Annotated in this window: 19 protein-coding genes; 5 read left to right on the forward strand and 14 right to left on the reverse strand. The window is 67.3% G+C overall.

Features of this window, described 5'->3' with window-relative positions; genetic code table 11:
* Positions 1-11 precede the first annotated feature (11 nt).
* Positions 12-770: a methyltransferase domain-containing protein gene (locus RMCB_RS08065; RefSeq protein WP_062828547.1), complete on the reverse strand. Its 759-nt coding sequence runs from the start codon at positions 768-770 to the stop codon at positions 12-14.
* 85 nt (positions 771-855) lie between these two features.
* Here RMCB_RS08065 and RMCB_RS08070 point away from each other — a divergent pair, with 85 nt between their 5' ends.
* Complete coding sequence (locus RMCB_RS08070) at positions 856-1,329, forward strand: anthrone oxygenase family protein (protein ID WP_062828377.1); 474 nt, start codon at positions 856-858, stop codon at positions 1,327-1,329.
* Here the strand turns inward: RMCB_RS08070 and lfrA are convergent.
* The 3 genes from lfrA to RMCB_RS08085 form a co-directional block, all read right to left on the reverse strand.
* Positions 1,320-2,849, reverse strand: a complete 1,530-nt coding sequence (gene lfrA, locus RMCB_RS08075; RefSeq protein WP_062828378.1) for an efflux MFS transporter LfrA — start codon at positions 2,847-2,849, stop codon at positions 1,320-1,322. The genes RMCB_RS08070 and lfrA overlap by 10 nt on opposite strands.
* Positions 2,850-2,905: 56 nt before the next feature.
* The gene (locus RMCB_RS08080; RefSeq protein ID WP_062828379.1) at positions 2,906-3,481 is read right to left on the reverse strand and encodes a TetR/AcrR family transcriptional regulator; all 576 of its coding nucleotides are present in this window, start codon (positions 3,479-3,481) and stop codon (positions 2,906-2,908) included.
* A 62-nt stretch (positions 3,482-3,543) separates the two neighbouring features.
* Positions 3,544-4,404 (reverse strand): RDD family protein, encoded by an 861-nt coding sequence (locus tag RMCB_RS08085; protein WP_062828380.1) that lies wholly within the window; start codon positions 4,402-4,404, stop codon positions 3,544-3,546.
* A gap of 32 nt (positions 4,405-4,436) precedes the next feature.
* On the opposite strand from RMCB_RS08085, the gene RMCB_RS08090 reads away from it, so the two are divergent.
* Positions 4,437-5,429 carry a stage II sporulation protein M gene (locus RMCB_RS08090; RefSeq protein ID WP_062828381.1) on the forward strand — a complete coding sequence of 331 codons (993 nt, stop codon included), beginning with the start codon at positions 4,437-4,439 and terminating at the stop codon, positions 5,427-5,429.
* Positions 5,430-5,517: 88 nt separating this feature from the next.
* Here RMCB_RS08090 and RMCB_RS08095 read toward each other — a convergent pair whose 3' ends face one another.
* Genes RMCB_RS08095 through RMCB_RS08115 form a run of 5 tightly spaced genes read right to left on the reverse strand, consistent with a single transcriptional unit; the run spans position 5,518 to position 10,822 of the window.
* Positions 5,518-6,840 (reverse strand): DUF58 domain-containing protein, encoded by a 1,323-nt coding sequence (locus tag RMCB_RS08095; RefSeq protein ID WP_062828382.1) that lies wholly within the window; start codon positions 6,838-6,840, stop codon positions 5,518-5,520.
* Positions 6,840-7,805 (reverse strand): AAA family ATPase, encoded by a 966-nt coding sequence (locus RMCB_RS08100; RefSeq protein WP_051243726.1) that lies wholly within the window; start codon positions 7,803-7,805, stop codon positions 6,840-6,842. The genes RMCB_RS08095 and RMCB_RS08100 overlap by 1 nt, the downstream gene beginning before the upstream one ends.
* Positions 7,802-8,914: a DUF4350 domain-containing protein gene (locus tag RMCB_RS08105; RefSeq protein WP_062828383.1), complete on the reverse strand. Its 1,113-nt coding sequence runs from the start codon at positions 8,912-8,914 to the stop codon at positions 7,802-7,804. Before RMCB_RS08105 ends, RMCB_RS08100 begins: the two co-directional genes overlap by 4 nt.
* Positions 8,911-9,564 (reverse strand): DUF4129 domain-containing protein, encoded by a 654-nt coding sequence (locus RMCB_RS08110; RefSeq protein WP_062828384.1) that lies wholly within the window; start codon positions 9,562-9,564, stop codon positions 8,911-8,913. The genes RMCB_RS08105 and RMCB_RS08110 overlap by 4 nt, the downstream gene beginning before the upstream one ends.
* 1 nt (position 9,565) lies before the next feature.
* On the reverse strand, positions 9,566-10,822 hold the full coding sequence (locus RMCB_RS08115) for a DUF7847 domain-containing protein (RefSeq protein ID WP_062828385.1): 1,257 nt from the start codon (positions 10,820-10,822) through the stop codon (positions 9,566-9,568).
* Between the two features lie 69 nt (positions 10,823-10,891).
* On the opposite strand from RMCB_RS08115, the gene RMCB_RS08120 reads away from it, so the two are divergent.
* Positions 10,892-11,356, forward strand: coding sequence for a GatB/YqeY domain-containing protein (locus RMCB_RS08120; RefSeq protein ID WP_062828548.1), 465 nt, complete (start codon positions 10,892-10,894; stop codon positions 11,354-11,356).
* Between the two features lies 1 nt (position 11,357).
* Here the strand turns inward: RMCB_RS08120 and RMCB_RS08125 are convergent, their stop codons facing one another.
* The 3 genes from RMCB_RS08125 to RMCB_RS08135 form a co-directional block, all read right to left on the reverse strand.
* Positions 11,358-11,555 carry a three-helix bundle dimerization domain-containing protein gene (locus tag RMCB_RS08125; protein ID WP_062828386.1) on the reverse strand — a complete coding sequence of 66 codons (198 nt, stop codon included), beginning with the start codon at positions 11,553-11,555 and terminating at the stop codon, positions 11,358-11,360.
* 77 nt (positions 11,556-11,632) lie between these two features.
* A complete protein-coding gene (locus tag RMCB_RS08130) occupies positions 11,633-12,421 on the reverse strand; it encodes an acyl-CoA thioesterase (RefSeq protein ID WP_062828387.1) in 789 nt (262 codons plus the stop codon).
* A 37-nt stretch (positions 12,422-12,458) separates the two neighbouring features.
* On the reverse strand, positions 12,459-12,956 hold the full coding sequence (locus RMCB_RS08135; RefSeq protein WP_062828388.1) for an SRPBCC family protein: 498 nt from the start codon (positions 12,954-12,956) through the stop codon (positions 12,459-12,461).
* 46 nt (positions 12,957-13,002) lie between these two features.
* Between RMCB_RS08135 and RMCB_RS08140 the strand changes: the two genes are divergently transcribed.
* Positions 13,003-14,145: a serine/threonine-protein kinase gene (locus tag RMCB_RS08140; protein WP_062828389.1), complete on the forward strand. Its 1,143-nt coding sequence runs from the start codon at positions 13,003-13,005 to the stop codon at positions 14,143-14,145.
* Between the two features lie 83 nt (positions 14,146-14,228).
* On the opposite strand, the gene RMCB_RS08145 is transcribed toward RMCB_RS08140, so the two are convergent.
* Positions 14,229-14,504, reverse strand: coding sequence for a protease inhibitor I42 family protein (locus tag RMCB_RS08145; protein WP_062828390.1), 276 nt, complete (start codon positions 14,502-14,504; stop codon positions 14,229-14,231).
* Positions 14,505-14,847: 343 nt separating this feature from the next.
* On the opposite strand from RMCB_RS08145, the gene RMCB_RS08150 reads away from it, so the two are divergent.
* On the forward strand, positions 14,848-16,539 hold the full coding sequence (locus RMCB_RS08150; protein ID WP_165606265.1) for a DUF8189 domain-containing protein: 1,692 nt from the start codon (positions 14,848-14,850) through the stop codon (positions 16,537-16,539).
* Between the two features lie 234 nt (positions 16,540-16,773).
* Here the strand turns inward: RMCB_RS08150 and RMCB_RS08155 are convergent, their stop codons facing one another.
* Complete coding sequence (locus RMCB_RS08155) at positions 16,774-17,325, reverse strand: hypothetical protein (RefSeq protein ID WP_131805502.1); 552 nt, start codon at positions 17,323-17,325, stop codon at positions 16,774-16,776.
* Positions 17,326-17,458 lie beyond the last annotated feature (133 nt).

Below are 17,458 nucleotides of genomic sequence, written 5' to 3' on the forward strand. Positions count from 1 at the left end.
TAGCGTAACCGTCAGCCGGGTTTGCGGGCTTCGATCAGATGCCGCGCCGAGTGCGCCACGAACGGCCCTTCCGATTCGATCTGGCGATGCAGCCGCAGGAGACGGTCGCGGTAGCCGGCCACGGTGAAGCCGGGCACCGTCCAGATCACCTTGCGCAGGAAGTACACCACCGCGCCGATGTCGAAGAACTCCATCCGCAGCCGTTCGGAGCGCACGTCGACGATCTCAAGGCCTGCTGCCTGCGCTGCCGCACTCTCGTCGCCCGCATCGCGTTTGCCGCGGGCCTCCGGCTGTGGTCCGAGGAAGAACTCCACCAGCTCGAAAACGCTTGCCGCACCGACATGTTGAGCGAAGTAGCGGCCCGCGGGGGTGAGCACCCGGGCGATCTCCGCCCACCGCACCGTGACGGGATGCCGGCTCGTCACGAGTTCGAACGCACCGTCGGCGAACGGCAGCGGTGGCTCGTCGCGCGCCGCGACCACCACGACACCGCGTGGGCCCAGCAGCCGGGTGGCCCGATCCAGGTTCGCGGGCCAGGCCTCGGTCGCCGCCATGGTCCGCGGGAAGGCGGGCACGCCGGCGAGCACCTCGCCGCCACCGGTTTGCAGATCCAGCGCCGAGGTCACCGAGGACAGCCGCTGCCCGAGCAGTCGCTGGTAGCCCCACGACGGCCGGGCTTCGGTGGCGCGGCCGTCGAGCCAGGAGAAATCCCACCCGTCGACCGGTGCGGCGTCCGCCTCGGCGATCAGTGTGTCGAAGTCGCGTGTCATCACGCACATCCTCTCAAGACTCCTGCGTATGTAAACAGGACTTCCAGCGATGGAACGTCCCGGCCGATGGCCGTTGACTGAAGCCATGAACCCCGTCACCACACTGACCGCCACCACCGCACTGGCCAGCGCCGCCGCGGGCGGCCTGTTCTACGGCTTCTCCACGTTCGTCATGCGCGGTCTGGATCGCACGGGCCCGGTCGCCGCGATCACCGCCATGCGCGGCATCAACGCCGAGGCCAACGCCAACCCCGCGTTCCTGTTGTTCTTCCTCGGATCGGCGGTGCTGGCGATGGCGGTCGGCGTCGTCGCGCTGTTCCAGCTGAACCGGCCGGGCGGCTGGCTGCTGCTGGCCGGTGCGATCGTCGGGGTGCTTCCCCTGGTCGTCACGATGTTGTTCAACGTGCCCATGAACAACCACCTCGACGGTGTCGACCTGGCCGATGCGGCCACCGAATGGCAGACATACCTGAGCACCTGGACGGCGTGGAACCACGTCCGCACGGGCAGCGGATTGCTCGCCGGGGCGCTGCTGCTGGCCGGTCTGCGTTACCGCTGAGCGGTTCCGCGGAACGACCACGCCACGATCGCCGCGGCCGTCAGCGACAGCGCCGCCGCGATCACCGCCGTCGGCGCGATGCCGGAGTCGAACGCCGAGCGGGCCGAATCCAGCAGGCGCGCCGCGGTTTCCGCGGGCAGCTCGGTGGCGACCGACACGGCGCCGCCGATGCTCTCGCCGGCCGCACCGGCCTGCTCCGGCGTAAGCCCGGCGGGAATCTCGACGTTGGTCCGGTAGAACGCGCTGAAGATGGTGCCGAGCGTCGCGGTGCCGACCACCGCGCCGAGCTCGTAGGCGGTCTCGGAGACCGCCGATGCCGCACCGGCTTTCGCGGCAGGCACCGAGGCGACGATGGTGTCGTTGGACACCGTCTGCGAGACACCCACCCCGAGTTCCAGCACGATGAACGACACGATCACCGCGACCACCGTCAGGTCGTGACGGAACAGCATGATCATTGCGAAGCCCGCCGCGACGAACGTCAAGCCGCCCACCATCAGCGTCGGCACCGAAAAGCGTTTGGCTGCCTTCACCACGGCGATACCGGCGATCATCGACACCAGAGCACCGGGCAGGGTGACCAGACCCGCCGCCAGCGGCGAAAGGCCCAGTACCAGCTGCAGATGCTGGGAGATGAAGAACACGAACCCGATCAAGCCCACGATGGACAGGAAGTTCGCGAGCACCGACGAGCTGAACGGGCCGTAGGAGAACAGGCTCATATCGAGCATCGGTGTGGCACTGCGGTTCTGCCGGCGCACGAACAACACGCCCGAGACGATGCCGACGGCGAAGCCGATGCTGACCGGCACCGACAACCCGTCGTGTGCAACGGTTTTGACGGCCCAGACAAACGGCAGCATCGCGGTGAACGACAGGGTCACGCTCAGCAGGTCGACAGGGCCCGGGTTCGGGTCACGGGACTCGGGGACCAGGCGCGGGCCGAGCACCAGCAGCGGCAGCAGGATCGGCACGGCGACCAGAAACACCGAACCCCAATGGAAGTGCTGCAGCAGGGCGCCGCCGACGATCGGGCCGAGCGTGGTGCCTGCCGTGAAGCAGGACGCCCAGATCGCGATGGCGAGCCGCCGGGGGCCGGCCTCGGTGAAGATGTTCCGGATCAGCGAAAGCGTCGCGGGCATGAGCATCGCGCCGAACACGCCGAGGGCGGCGCGGGCGGCGACGAGGTACGCCGCACTCGGGGCGAACGCGGCCGCGACCGACATGACGGCGAAGCCGCTGGCCCCGATCAGCAGGATGCGGCGCCGGCCGATCCGGTCGCCGAAGCTGCCCATCGCGACCAGCAGTGCGGCGAGCACCAGTGAGTAGACGTCGACGATCCAGAGCTGTACCGATGCCGCGGGCCGGAAATCCTCCGCGATCATCGGCAATGCGAAGGCCAGCACGGTGTTGTCGATGGCGATGAGCAGCACCGGCAGCATCAGCACGGCCAGCGCCATCCAGGCGCGTTTGGGGGTGGTGACTGTCTGCGACGGCGTTGCGTCGAGGCAGGCGGACATGAAAAGACTCCTGTAGGTCAATAAGAAAAATGAAAAGCTATGTAGTGCAGAGGAATTCAGCTACGCGGCAGGTGAACTGTGCCGGCGGTGAGGCTGTTCATGATGGCGTCGACCACCTGATGCCGAGCGGTGCCGTCCTGCTTGATGGCCTCGTAGCCGGCCAGCAGCAGTGCCCAGAACACGCGGCGGGCCCACCCAGGGGGGTATTCGGGACACTCCGCGGATGCACGCTCCAGCACTTCGGTGATCGCCTCGTCGCCGGTGTCCAGATGCGCTGCCAGCTCGCGATCGGCCTGGATGGTCGGTTCGCTGTAGATGTACAGCACGATGGGGCCGAGGTCGAGCTGGCTTTCCACCACGCGACGCAGCGCGGCTTCTGGCGGCCCGTTGGTGGGTTCGGCGAGTTCGATCGCGGCGCTGCTGAGCGCATGGACGTGGTACGCGACCGCGCGCAGCAGATCCGAACGCTCCGGGTAATAGCGGTGTACCGTGCTGCGCCCGACGTTCGCCGCCGCGGCGATTTCGGCCATGCTGGCGGCCGGATGGTCGGCCAGCATCGTCATCGCGGCATCCAGGATCGCCCTGCGGGTGCGCTCACGCACTCCGCCCTGGGTGGCCACCTGGATACTCATGCATCAAAATGTAGCACGATTGGGCCAAAATGGGACATGTGTGTCCCATCACCGGCGGGTGGTCAGTTCGGCGGAGCGAATCCGCCGGATTGGCCGGGAGGTGGCGGCGGTGGCGGTGGTGGCGCGTACTGCGGCGTCTGCGGGTATGGGCCGGGCGTGGGCGGCAGCAGGCGGCTGACCTCCCGCCGGTGGCGTTCGGCCAGCACCGCGGCCAGCACGAACTGCGGCGGAGCGCCGGGTGGCGGTGGCGGCGAGATCCGCGTGGCGACCTCGTGCAGCACCCGCTGCGCCATCTCGTCGCGGATGCGCGGGTTGAGCTGGCCCGCCCGGGACAGGAACTGGCGGGCCAGTTCGACCTGCTCGGTACCGAGCCCCGAGAGCTGCAGTGACGAGGCCCACCACGCCAACATCGGCGGCATGGCGGGCGGCGGTGTGAGCTTGGGCCCGCGCTCGCTGATCACCAAGGTGCCGGCGAAGATGTCGCCGATCCGTTTGCCCTTGGGGGAGATGAGACTGCAGATCACCGCGGGGCCGCCGGTGAACATGAAGATCTCGATGAACCCCGACAACGCCCGAAACAGTGCCTGACGGAAGCGTTCCGGGCTGCCGTCCTCGGACACCACCCGCAGGCCCAGCGCCATCTTGCCCAGCGAGCGGCCGCGCGTCGTCGTCTCCATGACTACCGGATAACCGACCAGCGTCAGCACCGTGAAGATGATCAGGATCGCCGCCGAGAGCGCATCGTCGAGCTGGGTGAGGGTCAGTGCCCACAACATCACCCCGACGACGTAGCCGGCGACGATCACCAGGATGTCGATAATCGAGGCGAGCGCGCGCACCGGCAGCTGCGCGATCTGGATGTCGAGGATCACCGCATCCCCGGTCACCACAGGTCCGGGCGCCGACGCCGGTTGGTAGGACATAGCGTCCCAACCTACCGATTACCATCGGCCGGGTGGATGTCGATGCGTTCGTGCTGGCCCATCGCGCCACCTGGGACCGGCTGGAGCAGTTGGTCAAACGGCGCAGACGGCTGACCGGCGCCGAGGTGGACGAGCTGGTGGACCTGTACCAGCGGGTGTCCACCCATCTGTCGATGGTGCGATCGGCATCGCGCGATTCGGTGTTGGTCGGCAAGCTGTCGGGATTGGTGGCGCAGGCCCGTTCCGTGGTCACCGGCGCGCATGCCCCGCTCTGGCGCGAGTTCGTCCGGTTCTGGACGGTGTCTTTCCCGGTGGTGGCCTACCGGTCATGGCGCTGGTGGCTCGGCACAGCGGTGGTGTTCATGGGGGTCGTGTTCGCCCTGGCCTTCTGGGTCGGCGGCAACCCCGAGGTGCATACCGCCATCGGAACCCCAAGCGAGATCGACCAATTGGTCAACCACGATTTCGCGTCGTACTACAGCGACAACCCGGCCGGCTCGTTCGCGCTGCAGGTGTGGGTGAACAACTCCTGGGTGGCTGCCCAATGCATCGGCTTCGCGATCCTGCTCGGGCTGCCCATCCCGTATCTGCTGTTCCAGAACGCGGCCAACCTCGGCGTGATCGCCGGGCTGATGTTCGCCGCCAACAAGGGCGATCTGTTTCTCGGCTTGATCCTGCCGCACGGGCTCTTGGAGCTCAGTGCCGTATTCCTGGCCGGGGCGGTCGGGATGCGGTTGGGCTGGATGGTGATCGCACCCGGTGACCGGCCGCGCGGGCAGGTGCTCGCCGAACAGGGCCGGGCGGTGGTCGCTGTCGCAGTGGGTTTGGCGGCGGTGCTGCTGGTCTCCGGTCTGGTCGAGGCGATGGTGACGCCGTCACCACTGCCCACCGCGGTGCGCATCGGCATCGGTGTCACCGTCGAGGTCGCGTTCCTGGCCTACGTCATCTACTTCGGCCGCAAGGCCGTGCGGGCCGGTGAGACCGGCGATGTCGAGGACGCGCCCGACGTCGTTCCTGTCGGCTAGGTTTTTCCCGCTTTTCTCCCGCGAGCAGACGCCGCGGTACGGGACACGCCGCCCTTGCGGTACCCCGGTGTCTGCTCGCGCAGGAAAACTAGAGCTTCCCCGCCGCCTTCATCGCGAGGTAGTGGTCGGCGAGGGTTGGTGCCAGATCTTCGGGCGCGGCATCGACCACGTCAACGCCGTTGCGCCGCAGCCGGGTTGCGATGGTCCGCCGGTCGTTGCGGGCCCGCTCCGCGGCTGCCGCGTCGTACACCTGCGCGGCGTCGTCGCGGCCGGCGGCCAGCCGCTCGACCCTGGGGTCTGCCACTGCCGCCAGCAGCACCTGGTGTTTCGTCGACAGCCGGGGCAGGACTGCCATGAGCCCTTCGTCGAGTGCCGAGGCGTTGAGGTCGGTCAGCAGCACCACCAGGGCGCGTTGGCGTACCCGCCGGGTCACCGCGGCCACCATCGCTGACGCGTCGGATTCCACCAGGGCCGGTTGCAGCGGCGCCATCGCCTCCACCAGTTGGGCCAGCAGCTCGGTGCGCGACGCGCCCCACACCCCGGCGCGGGTAACCCGGTCGAAGGCAAGGAAATCCACGTGATCACCGGCCCGCGACGCCAGGGCCGCCAATAGCAGCGCCGCATCCATCGACCAGTCCAGCCGGGGCCAGCCGCTCGGATCGCTCGCGGTCGGGTCGACACCGACGCGGCCTGCCGACGTGCGCCCGGTGTCGAGCACGATCACCACTCGGCGGTCGCGTTCCGGCCGCCAGGTGCGCACCACCACGTCGGCCCGGCGGGCGGTGGCCCGCCAGTCGATCGAGCGGACGTCGTCGCCGACGACATACTCACGCAGGGAATCGAATTCGGTGCCCTGCCCGCGGATCAGCACCGGTATGGCGCCATCCAGTTCGCGCAGCCGGGCCAGCCGCGACGGCAGATGCTTGCGCGACAGGAACGGCGGCAAGATCCGCACATGCCCCGCGACCGGTAATGTGCGCTGACGCCCGGCCAGGCCGAGCGGACCGATAGCCCGCACTGCGATGAACTCCGACCGTAAGTCGCCGCGCCGCACCGGCCGCAACCGAGTCGTGAGCTGAACCTGTTGTCCGGCAGCGATATTCAATGGGTGAGTGCGGGGATCGGCGCCTGCGCTCGGAGCCCAGGCATCGCGCAACTGTCCCCGCATCCGGCGACGCCCGGTGTTGTGCACCGTCAGTACCGCGTCCACGGTCTGCCCCAGCCGTGCCGTGCTGTCCCCGCTGCGGACGATTGCCGCCGACGCGGGGCGGCCCGCCAACGTCACATCCACCCCGATCGCGATCACCAGCACCGCCAGCAGCACCACGAAAACCGTTGCCGACCAGGGCGCCAGCGCGATCGGCACAGCGGCGATCAGCGCGGCGACACCGGCGCGGCGGGTGAGGACCATCAGCGTGGGACCGGCACGGCCGCCAGGATGCCGTCGAGCACACCGTCAGGGGTGGCGCCTTCCAGCTCGGCCTCGGGACGCAACGCGATGCGGTGTCGCAGCGTCGACCGCGCCATGGCCTTGACGTCGTCGGGCGTGACATAGTTGCGGCCGGACAACCAGGCCCAGGACCGCGCGGTGGCCAGCAGCGCGGTGCCGCCGCGTGGGGACACCCCGAGTTGAAGGGCCGGGGAATGCCTTGTGGCGCCGACGATGTCGACGATATAGCCGAGCACCTCGTCCGCGACCAGCACCTGCCGGACCGCTTCGCGGCCGGCGGCCAACTCGGCGGCTCCGGCCACCGGCCGTACCGCGGATAGATCGCGGGGATCGAAGCCGTGAGCGTGACGGCCCAGGATCGCGATCTCCTGATCCCGCGGCGGCAGCGGCACATTGAGTTTGAGCAAGAAACGGTCGAGCTGCGCCTCGGGCAGCTGGTAGGTGCCCTCGTACTCGATGGGGTTCTGGGTGGCCGCCACGATGAACGGGTCGGGCAGCGGCCGGGGCTGCCCGTCGACGCTGACCTGGCGCTCCTCCATGGCCTCCAAGAGCGCCGCCTGGGTTTTCGGTGGAGTCCGGTTGATTTCATCGGCGAGAAGAAGATTGGTGAACACCGGCCCGGCGCGGAATTCGAACTCGGCGGTGCGCGCGTCGTACACCAATGATCCGGTGACGTCGCCGGGCATCAGGTCGGGCGTGAACTGCACACGTTTGAATTCCAGCTGCAGCGCGGCGGCCAGGGTCCGCACCAGCAGGGTCTTGGCCACGCCGGGCACACCTTCGAGCAGGACATGGCCGCGGCACAGCAGTGCGATGACCAGCCCGCTGACCACTGCGTCCTGCCCGACGACCGCTTTGGCGATCTCATTTCGCAAGGACAGCAATGCATTTCGCGCTGTATCGGAATCAAGGGCGGGCTGAGTCACGACTGCGCGACCTGCCTTTCGATGTCGTCGAGTTGATTGGCCAGAACTACAAGGTCGGGATCGGTGCCAGGGGCCGGGCCGAACAAGATGTGCCCGACGGTGCCGGCGTCACCTCCGCCGCGTGCGGCGACTGCGGCAGCGACCGCCTGGGGCGCGGCGCCGGTGGTGAGCCCGAGGCGCGGCAGCAGCCGCATCACGGTGGCCGACCGCAGGGCGTCGGCAGCACGGTCGCGCGCGCGACGGCTGCGGTACAGCCGCCCGCGGCCCTCGACCGTCTCGGACGCGCGCACCACCACCGGCAGCGATTCAGCGACGAGGGGTCCGAGTCGCCGGGCGCTGGCCACCGCGAGCAGCAGCACAACAAGGGCCAGCTGCAGCACGACCCACCGAACCTGTCTGGGCAGCAGATCGGAAATGCCGGTGTTGCCGGGTGATTCGCCTTCGGGGTGCTGGGGCGCATACCAGATCACCCGGGACCGGTCACCGGCCAGATTCATCGCGAGGGCGGCATTGCCGGCCTTGAGCAGGCCGCCATTGGCCATGAAGTCCCCGGTGCCCACGACGGTGATGGTTCGACCACCGTCCTGGTAGCGCACCACAGCGCCCTCGTAGCACCGCGTCACCTTCGTGTCGCCGACGGGCTCGAACGTGTTGGTCAGGCCGAGCTCGACATCACCGGAGCGGGCGGCTTCGGGCAGATCGCAGTCGGGGGCACCCCCGCCGAACGAACTGGCCTTGCCCTGTTTGATCTTCGGTGCCAACGCCTCTCGGGTCTTGCCGACGGGTTCGATCAGCAGCAGATCGCCCGGCGCCGAGGCCAGCTGGTGCAACTGATCGTCATCGGACAGATACAACGTCTGCGCGGCTACCACCAGGCTGTCGGGAGTAGCGGCGCGCTGCACGTCGCCGACCGTGTTGGCGGTGATCACGTCGATACCGTGCTGGCGCAGCAGCGAGACCAGGGCATGCGCGCCGTCGGGTCCGGTCGCTTCGGGATCGAGCCTGCCGCCCGGGCGCGGGGCGGTCAGGTAGGTGCTGACCGCGGCCACCGCGACGATGGCAACCGCAGCCAGCAGCACCCATCGCGCTGTGCGCCAACGCAACGTCATCGCACCGGTGTCCAACCGTCGGTACCGGTGGTTGCCGCTGCGGCGCCGACCGGCGTGCGGCCATGGTCGCGCAACCGGCCGTCGAGATCGGCGATCGTCCGGTACGCCGATTCGCTGCCCGGCTGTTCACCGTAGGTGACGTCGTTGAATGTGCCTGCGGCGCTGAATAGTTCGCTCGACAGATCGCCGAGGGTGACTGATGCGTCGCGCGCCAGTTCGGTCGCGGTTCTGCCCGGCACCGGGTCGAGAACCCCCGTCTCCTCCAGATGTCTGGCCACCGCGCGCAGCCGGTGACGAATGGCGGCCGCCCAATTGCCTTGGGCCGCATACTGCTCGGCCGTGCGGCGATGTTCGGCCGCGCTGAGCTCCTGACTGCCGAACAGCGCGTACTGGCGGCCGCGGTTGGTGCGCATCGTACGCCGCGCCGTCCGCACGGCAATCACCACGGCCAGCACGAGCAGGATCGCCAGTACGGCGATGGTGAACCAGCCGCCTGGGATCTTCGAACCCTGCATGGCCAGCCGATAGAACAGCTCGGTGATCCAGTCGAGGAACTGCTGCGTCGCCGACGATCTCGGGTAGATCGGCTTGCTGAGCTCGTTTTGCGCGGCGTCGTGCGCGGCGTCGCGGTCGATGTCGATGGCGCTCACGTCACCTCGGCTGAGTCAGCCACAGTTGGTCGGTGGATTCGGCAGGCCCGGCCGCACCCGTCTGCAGCACCAGGTCGAAGGCCTCGGCGCGGATGCGCCGGTCGGTGTAGAGCAGCACGACCACACCCGCGTTGAACGGCGCAGTGATGATCTGTCCGATGACACTGCCGATCGCCGAGACGATCAGCCCCGGTATCGAGATGCCGGACGGCGAGCCGCTGAGCAGCCCGCCCACGATGCCGAACGGTATGCCGACCGCCGCGGCGACCAGGCTGGCCACGATGCCCGCCAACAGCCAGATGCCCAGCACGCGCCAGAAGTCGCCCTTCACCAGAGCGAACGACCGTGCGATGGCGGCGAATATCCGTTGTTGTTCCAGCACGATCAGCGGCGGCGCGAACAGCAGCACGGTGCCCGCGTAGACGAGCCCGACGATGGCCGCCAACACCAGCGGCGCACCGACGACGAACGCCGCCACGCCACCGCCCGCGCTCGCGGCGATCACGATGATGAGCGCGATGATCGCGCCGATCAGACCGAATGCCAAGGCTTCCAGCGCAGTCAGGCCGAGCAACGCCCAGAACCTGCCGCGCAGCCGCTGCCAGGCCTCGCCGATGGTGATCGTTCCACCGAAGACGGCACGCCCCACCACCGTTGTGAGCATGCCGCTGAGCAACACCCCCGACAGCGCCGCGACGATGACGCCGGCCAGGCTGCCCGCAGAGACCAATGCGAGAGCTTCCGGCGACGGCGTATCACCCTGCAGGGTCGAGGTGTAATCGCCGAACGTGGTCAGCGGGCCGATCTGCAGCAGCAGCGATATGACCTGCGCGACCACGACGACGACGGTGGTGAGCCCGAGCGTGGCCTTGGGGTTGGCCCGCACGTAGCCGACGGCGCCGTTGAAGATGTCCGAAAGGCTCAGTGGCCGTAGCGGTATGACTCCCGGCTTGAATGCCACCGAGTAGCCCGGTGGGGGCCCGTAGGGCGGATAGCCGGGCGGCGGTCCGTAACCAGGTGGTGGCGGTCCGTAGCCCGGTGGCGGCGCGTAACCGGGCGGCGGTCCGTAACCGGGTGGTGGCGGCGGATACCCGGGTGGCGGCGCGTAGCCGGGTGGTGGTGCGTAGCCAGGGGGTGGCGGCGGATAACCCGGTGGCGGTCCGTAACCGGGTGGTGGCGTGTAACCGGGCGGGGGTCCGTAACCCGGCTGGCCCGGCGGCGGCGGGTACGGCGAATACCCGCCGGCGTCGTTGGTCATCTCTCCATCCTGTCGATCACCGGCAAAATTGACAACGTGACCTGCCGCCGGGCGGCGTAGGTTGTGGCCATGGCCGAACTCAAGGACCGGTTGCGCGCGGATCTGACCGCGGCGATGAAGTCGCAGGACAAGTTGCGAACCGCGACGCTGCGAATGTTGTTGGCCGCGATACAGACCGAGGAGGTCTCCGGCAAGGAGGCGCGTGAGCTGTCCGACGCCGAAGTGATCGCCGTGCTGGCCCGCGAATCCAGGAAGCGCGGGGAAGCCGCCGCGATTTACACGCAGAACGGGCGTGGTGAGTTGGCGGCCAACGAGCATGCCGAGGCCAGGGTCATCGACGAATACCTGCCGACGCCGTTGACCGACGCCGAGTTGGCCGATGTCGCCGACTCGGCCATCGCTCAGGTGGCCGAGGACATCGGCGAGCGACCGAGCATGCGTCAGATGGGGCAGGTGATGAAGGTCGCGACGGCGATCGCCGACGGTAAGGCGGACGGCGCGCGGTTGTCGGCGGCCGTGAAAGCGCGGTTGTAGCTCAGCTGAGGGCGGCCAGCTCGGCACTCACGCGGCGCTCCACCAGAAGCGGGATGAAGTCGCGGACGGAGCTGTCCTGAAATCGGGTGTGGGCGGCGAGTACCGCGGTGGACACACGAGCGGGCGGGACCTCTGCGAAGCGCTTCACCAATCGCTCCTCGACGTCAGCCACCAGTTCCCGCTCGTTTTTTCCCAACACGGAAATAATTGTCTGATCTGTGGGTTTATCGCGTCAACGCGCGCTTCGTCACAGTCCTCGACACGTGTCAAAGCGGGTCACAGGCGCCAGAGTGCTTCCTGGGTGGTGCTGGCGACCAGCGTCCCGTCCAGCGCATAGAGCGATCCGACCGACAGGCCTCGCGAATCGTTGTGATTCACCGACCGCACCTCGTACCGGTGCCACTGCTCGGGCTGGAACGGGCGGTGAAACCAGATCGCGTGGTCCAGGCTGGCGGCGAAACCGAGATTGCGTCGCAACTCGACATGGGGCGGCAGCGCGGCCGGGACCGGACCCAGGTCAGACATGAACGCCAGTGTTGCGGCCCTGATCAACGGATCGTCCTCGATCTGTTTGCGTGATCTGATCCAGAACGGCGGGACCGCGAACTCCGTTTCGTCGCCGGGCACGGTGCGCAGCTCGAACCAGTCACCGAAGTCGAGCATTGTCTCTTTCGGTGCGGCAGAGTCGAATTCAAGGTTGGACGGAAGGTCGGGGTACCAGTCCTCACCCGGCTCGGGCAAGTGGAACGACGCGATCATCTCCAGGATCACCGCGCCGTTCTGGATCGCGGTGACCCGGCGGGTGTCGAAGCTGCGGCCATCGCGGGTGCGCTCGACCTGGAATTCGACCTCGGCGTCGTAACGACCCCCGCGGACGAAGTATGCGTGCAGCGACTGCGGTAGTTTGCCGGGCCCGACGGTGGCCCCCGCTGCGGCCAGCGCCTGAGCGGCGATGAGCCCGCCGTAGAGGCGCGCAACTGCCGAGCGTTTGGGCTCGTGGATCCGGAAGGTGTCGCCGTCCCGCTCGAACTTCAGCAGTCGGGCGATCCAGCTCTGCGCGGTCATCGACCAGACGCTATCAACCACTTGGTTGGGAGCTATCTCACACCTGTCCGGCGAAGTATCGTTCACCGTCGGAGGCGAGCCGGCCGAATGCCGCCTTGACCACCGGCGCCAACGCCTTGAAGGGCAGCGCGAACGCCGGCTTCGGCTCGATCGCCACGATCCAGGTGAACTGCGTCTGGCTATCGCCCGCAGGCTCGATCAGGTAGTCCTCGGCGAACCGGCGCAGCGACGGAATGTTCGCATGGTCCACGGCGAACGAGTACCGGCGGCCGTCCTCCCACCGGAAGAACGTCTCGTGCACCTTCACCACGCCCGGCGCCAGCGCCACCTCGCGGGAGGTGCCGACACCGAATGGGCGCGGAGACAGCCAGGTGATCTTGGTGACCGACGGCCCCCAGGCGGCCAGCGACTCGTCGGAGGTCAGCGAATCCCACACGCGCTCGGGCGTGGCAGCAAAACGCTTGGCGTACCGGAAGATGTGCGGCGCAGTGGTGAAGAACTCGGGGTCGGCGGTTTCCAGCGTGAACCGGGGCATGGGTTGAGCATGCCAGGGCCTCAGCCCGGTGTGCGATAGTCCGGGTATGGGGAGAACCGATGAGCTCCTCGTCGACCGCTACGAGGTGCGCAGCATCCTGGGTCGCGGCGGGATGGCCGAGGTTCGCGACGGGTGGGACACCCGGCTGGCGCGCCCGGTCGCGATCAAGTTGCTGCACGCGGGCTGGGTGACCGATCACGGTCTGCGGCGCCGGTTCGACGACGAGGCCCGCGCCGCCGCGGCACTCAACCATCCGAACATCGTCGTGGTCCACGACAGCGGGGAGCATCACGGCACGCCGTTCATCGTCATGGAGCGGCTGCCCGGGCGTTCCCTTGCCGACGAGATCGCCGCCGGGCCGATGTCGGTCGACCGGGTTCGCGCCGTGCTGGCCGACGTGCTCGCGGGTCTGTCGGCCGCCCACGCTGCCGGCATCCTGCACCGCGACATCAAACCGGGCAACGTCCTCATCACGACCTCCGGTACCGCCAAGCTCTCCGACTTCGGCATCGCCAAGACCGAAGGCGGCAGCCACACGCGTACCGGTGAACTGTTCGGAACCATGAGTTATCTGAGCCCGCAACGACTTACGGGCCAGCCCGCGTCGCCGTCGGACGATCTGTACGCCGTCGGTGTCCTCGGCTACGAAGCGCTGACGGGCCTGCGGCCGTTCGACCGGGACAACCCGGCGGCCACCATGCGGGCCATCCTCGACGAGCCGGCCGTGCCGATCAGAAAGCTGCGCCCCGACGTCGATCCCGGTGTGGTGTTCGTGGTGGAGTCGGCGATGGCCCGCGAGCCGCAGTTCCGGTTCGGTGACGCCGAAGCCATGCGCGCGGCCTTGACCGGACAGCCTGCGCGCCCGGCGACCCGGGTGATGACGACGCCGCTGCCGATGATGCAGCCGGCGTCGACGGTCCTGCCACCTGCGCCGGCTCACCCGTCGGGGCGGCGCTCGCGCCTCAAGATCGGGCTGATCGCCGCAGTGGCCGCCGCCGCGGTGATCCTCGGCGTCATCCTGCTGGCCGTCGATCGTTCACCAGAAAAGGCGCCCGCGTCGCCGGTAGCCCCGCCGACGACGACGGAGCCCACGGCTCTCATGGGTGTCGTGCCACACCCGCCGACCGCGGACCAGGGCGAAGAGAAGCCGCCGCCACACGGCAAGAAGAAGGGCCGCCACGGCGATTGAGGCGTGGCTCAGACAGGGCGGTTGGCTTCGATGGTGGCGAACAACCCATGCTCTTCTTCGGGTGGGCTGGGCCGTGGGAACGGTCACCCGACCTGTAGATCGACACTGCTGGTCTCGACGCCATCGGGTTCCCAGGGGCGCTTGAGCGTGAACGTCAACACGAAAGAGCCCGGCCGATCCGCCCGGACCTCGAAATGCTGGACGCCGCTGCCCCCGACCACATCGGGCGGCGGGGGAGTGAAGGTGGTGTTGACGACGGCGACGCCATCAGGGACTTGTTGGACGTCCCATTTGTAACCGGTCGACGGCGACGATGACAGGTCGATGGTGACGACTTCTCCCACATGCGCCGTGATCATTGTTTCATCCGTCCCTCTGGATCCGGTGTTCTGGACAAATTCTACTGTCTGCGGTAAGGCCCGCAGCTCCCATCATTGCGAATGCAAGAATCGCACAAAAGTGAGCTTTCTCGAACCAGTGATCGAATACTCACTTCATCGCTGAGTATCCGGCACCGGTTATAGGTAGCGCTTCTCACCAACGTCTACGTGCGACATATCGCCTGTTCGTCCTGCTGGGTAGGGCGCCGAATTCGAGTAGCTGACTACGCTTTTCCCCTTGGCCTGGCGAATCTAATGTGGCCTCAACCCGGGTTCCCGAAAAACTGCGAATAACTTTCGCCAGGAATGAATGGAGACCATCATGCCCGTGTTGGACGTCGATGCGCTGAATCAAGAACTGCGTAATTCGGGTGCCCGGTGGACAGCCCGTGTCACCCCTCAGACGCAATTGAGCGACGACGAAAAGAAAGCACTTTTGGGTGTCATTTTCACCCAGGCCGATCTTGCACTCGCCGCGGCGCCGCCCCAAGCGGCGGCCGTGGCGGCCCCAGGAGCATTCGCGCCGGCCGTCGACTGGCGTAATCGCAACGGAAACCACGTCACGTCCGTCAAAGACCAGAAGCGCTGCGGATCGTGCGTCTCCTTCTGCTGTACCGCCGTGGTCGAATCGATGGCCTCCATCGAAAATGGTCAGCTGCTCGACCTTTCCGAAGCCGACTCGCACTTCAACTCGGCGCACGGCGCCAGTTGTGGTGGATGGAATGCGGATGCTTGCCTCGAGCAGATACGGCTGCGCGGTGTGGTCAGTGATGCTGCACTGCCGTACATGACCGCGTTCGACAACCCGCCGGTCACCGATCCCACGACGCATCTGTGGGTGCCGCACGTAGTTCCGACACCCAACCGTGCGGCGACCCAGGTGTCGATCACCAGCCACGGCCTGATCACCGATATCAACGCCAGGAAGGAGTATCTGAGCAACGTCGGCCCCTGCTCGGCGTCGTTCGATGTCTACGACGACTTCTTCAGCTTCGGCGGTACCGGGGTCTATCACCATGTCACCGGCTCCTTCCAGGGCGGCCATTGCGTCGAGGTGATCGGCTACTCGGAGGCCGAGCAGTGCTGGATCGCGAAGAACTCGTGGGGCACGTCGTGGGGAGACGGCGGATTCTTCAAGATCGGCTACGGCGAGTGCAATTTCGACACCTACGCCTTCGCCACCGCACAGGGGGTCAAACTGCCGGTGACCCACGGGTGGCGCGGCTGGGAGTCGCTCGGCGGAATTCTGACATCGAAACCCAGTGCGACCTCGTGGTCGTCGGACCGCATCGACATCGTGGCACGCGGCACCGATTCGGCCGTTTACCACCGGTGGTGGGACGGTGCGCATTGGGGCGGCTGGGAGAACCTCGGCGGCAGTTGCCAGAGCGGCCCCGCCATCTGCTCTTGGGGCTCAGGACGATTGGACATCTTCGTCACCGGTACGGATCACCGGCTGTATCACAAGTGGTATCAGGGCGGCTGGAGCGGTTGGGAGTCACTGGGCGGACTGTTGTCCTCGGATCCTGCGGCAGTTTCCTGGGGTCCCAACCGCATCGATGTGGTTGCTCGCGGGATGGACTCGGCCATGTGGCACCTGTGGTGGGACGGGCAGCATTGGGGAGGCTGGGAAAATCTCGGTGGCACACTCGATTCCAGCCCCGCCATCGCCTCCTGGTCGGCGAACAGGTTGGATGCCTTTGTGAAGGGCACCGACAGCCGGCTGTACCACAAGTGGTGGGACGGCGCGGGGTGGCACGGCTGGGAGTCACTCGGTGGCTACGTCGGTGGCGATCCCGGCGCGGTCTCGTGGGGCCCGAACCGCATCGACGTCTTCTATCCGGGCGCCACTTTCCACATGATGCACAAGTGGTGGGACGGTGCCTGGAGCGGTGAGGAAGACCTCGGCGGCGTGCTGTCGTCGGGAGTCGGCGCCAGCTCCTGGGCGAGCGGCCGGCTCGATTGCTTCGTCGAGGGAACCGACTCGGCGATGTACCACAAGTGGTATGCGTGACCGCTGGACAAACGACAAGGCCCTGACCAGAAATCACTGGTCAGGGCCTTGATCACACTGTCGGGGTGGCGGGATTCGAACCCACGACCTCTTCGTCCCGAACTCCACGTCCTGGGCGTTTGCTGATGTTGGACGTGTTGGGGTGAGTGAATAAGTCGAGGTCAGAGCGTTGACCGTGTTGGTCAAAAGGGGTGGCTCGAGAATCTACTGCGGACGCTCTGCGGACGGAGTGACCTACAGCCCAGTGTGATGGCGCAACCGGGCGATAAAGCCATCAGATCGCTGGCGATCGTCGTACATAGTCATAGTCAGCTGGTCGACGCCAAGGTTGACGACCTCGCCGTCCCGGAACGTCACGGTGACGTCGCCGACGTCGAGGACATCTTGCGTCACCCGTCCGAACCCGTTCGGCCTCATCCTCACACTGCCAATGTCAAGGCTCACGACATCGCTTAGCCGGCGCACCCATGATTCGCTCACGGTCGCAGCTACCGGCTCGGCGGTGGTGGCCTGATCCTGATCCAAGTCGTACTGCTCGGCGTCAAACTGCATGCGAATGCGGATCAGGCGGCCATCTGAGGTGATCAGCGCAACCGACCAAATGCTCGGCCCGGCACCGTCGAAGTGCGAGAACGACGCTTCGATGTCGGCGTTGCCAACGAGCGCGGCCACCTGCACTTGCAGAGGCCACGGCGCACCGTTATGGCTACCGTTCTTGCTTGCTGCCGTGTGGAAGCCGATCTGGTGCCAGTATCGGTCTCGGTCCGCTTCGGTGGTGATCTGCATGTCCGGCACGGTAGCGCGGAGATCCGACACTTCACCGCAGGCAGGGGGCGGCATGTCGATCGTGGCAACCAGCTCCACCTGACCCCGCCCCAGTCAGGTCTCACGATCTGTACGGGTCTGGGGATTCTGAGCC

Origin of the sequence: Mycolicibacterium brisbanense, from assembly GCF_001570425.1 — a bacterium.
GTDB lineage: Bacteria > Actinomycetota > Actinomycetes > Mycobacteriales > Mycobacteriaceae > Mycobacterium > Mycobacterium brisbanense.

Coding starts and splice junctions, on each gene's coding strand:
- RMCB_RS08140 (WP_062828389.1), top strand. CDS start 13,003: ATGGGGAGAACCGATGAGCTCCTCGTCGACCGCTACGAGGTGCGCAGC.
- RMCB_RS08145 (WP_062828390.1), bottom strand. CDS start 14,504: ATGATCACGGCGCATGTGGGAGAAGTCGTCACCATCGACCTGTCATCG.
- RMCB_RS08130 (WP_062828387.1), bottom strand. CDS start 12,421: ATGACCGCGCAGAGCTGGATCGCCCGACTGCTGAAGTTCGAGCGGGAC.
- RMCB_RS08095 (WP_062828382.1), bottom strand. CDS start 6,840: ATGGTCCTCACCCGCCGCGCCGGTGTCGCCGCGCTGATCGCCGCTGTG.
- RMCB_RS08080 (WP_062828379.1), bottom strand. CDS start 3,481: ATGAGTATCCAGGTGGCCACCCAGGGCGGAGTGCGTGAGCGCACCCGC.
- RMCB_RS08120 (WP_062828548.1), top strand. CDS start 10,892: ATGGCCGAACTCAAGGACCGGTTGCGCGCGGATCTGACCGCGGCGATG.
- RMCB_RS08150 (WP_165606265.1), top strand. CDS start 14,848: ATGCCCGTGTTGGACGTCGATGCGCTGAATCAAGAACTGCGTAATTCG.
- RMCB_RS08105 (WP_062828383.1), bottom strand. CDS start 8,914: ATGACGTTGCGTTGGCGCACAGCGCGATGGGTGCTGCTGGCTGCGGTT.
- RMCB_RS08115 (WP_062828385.1), bottom strand. CDS start 10,822: ATGACCAACGACGCCGGCGGGTATTCGCCGTACCCGCCGCCGCCGGGC.
- RMCB_RS08070 (WP_062828377.1), top strand. CDS start 856: ATGAACCCCGTCACCACACTGACCGCCACCACCGCACTGGCCAGCGCC.
- RMCB_RS08155 (WP_131805502.1), bottom strand. CDS start 17,325: ATGCAGATCACCACCGAAGCGGACCGAGACCGATACTGGCACCAGATC.
- RMCB_RS08085 (WP_062828380.1), bottom strand. CDS start 4,404: ATGTCCTACCAACCGGCGTCGGCGCCCGGACCTGTGGTGACCGGGGAT.
- RMCB_RS08135 (WP_062828388.1), bottom strand. CDS start 12,956: ATGCCCCGGTTCACGCTGGAAACCGCCGACCCCGAGTTCTTCACCACT.
- lfrA (WP_062828378.1), bottom strand. CDS start 2,849: ATGTCCGCCTGCCTCGACGCAACGCCGTCGCAGACAGTCACCACCCCC.
- RMCB_RS08065 (WP_062828547.1), bottom strand. CDS start 770: ATGACACGCGACTTCGACACACTGATCGCCGAGGCGGACGCCGCACCG.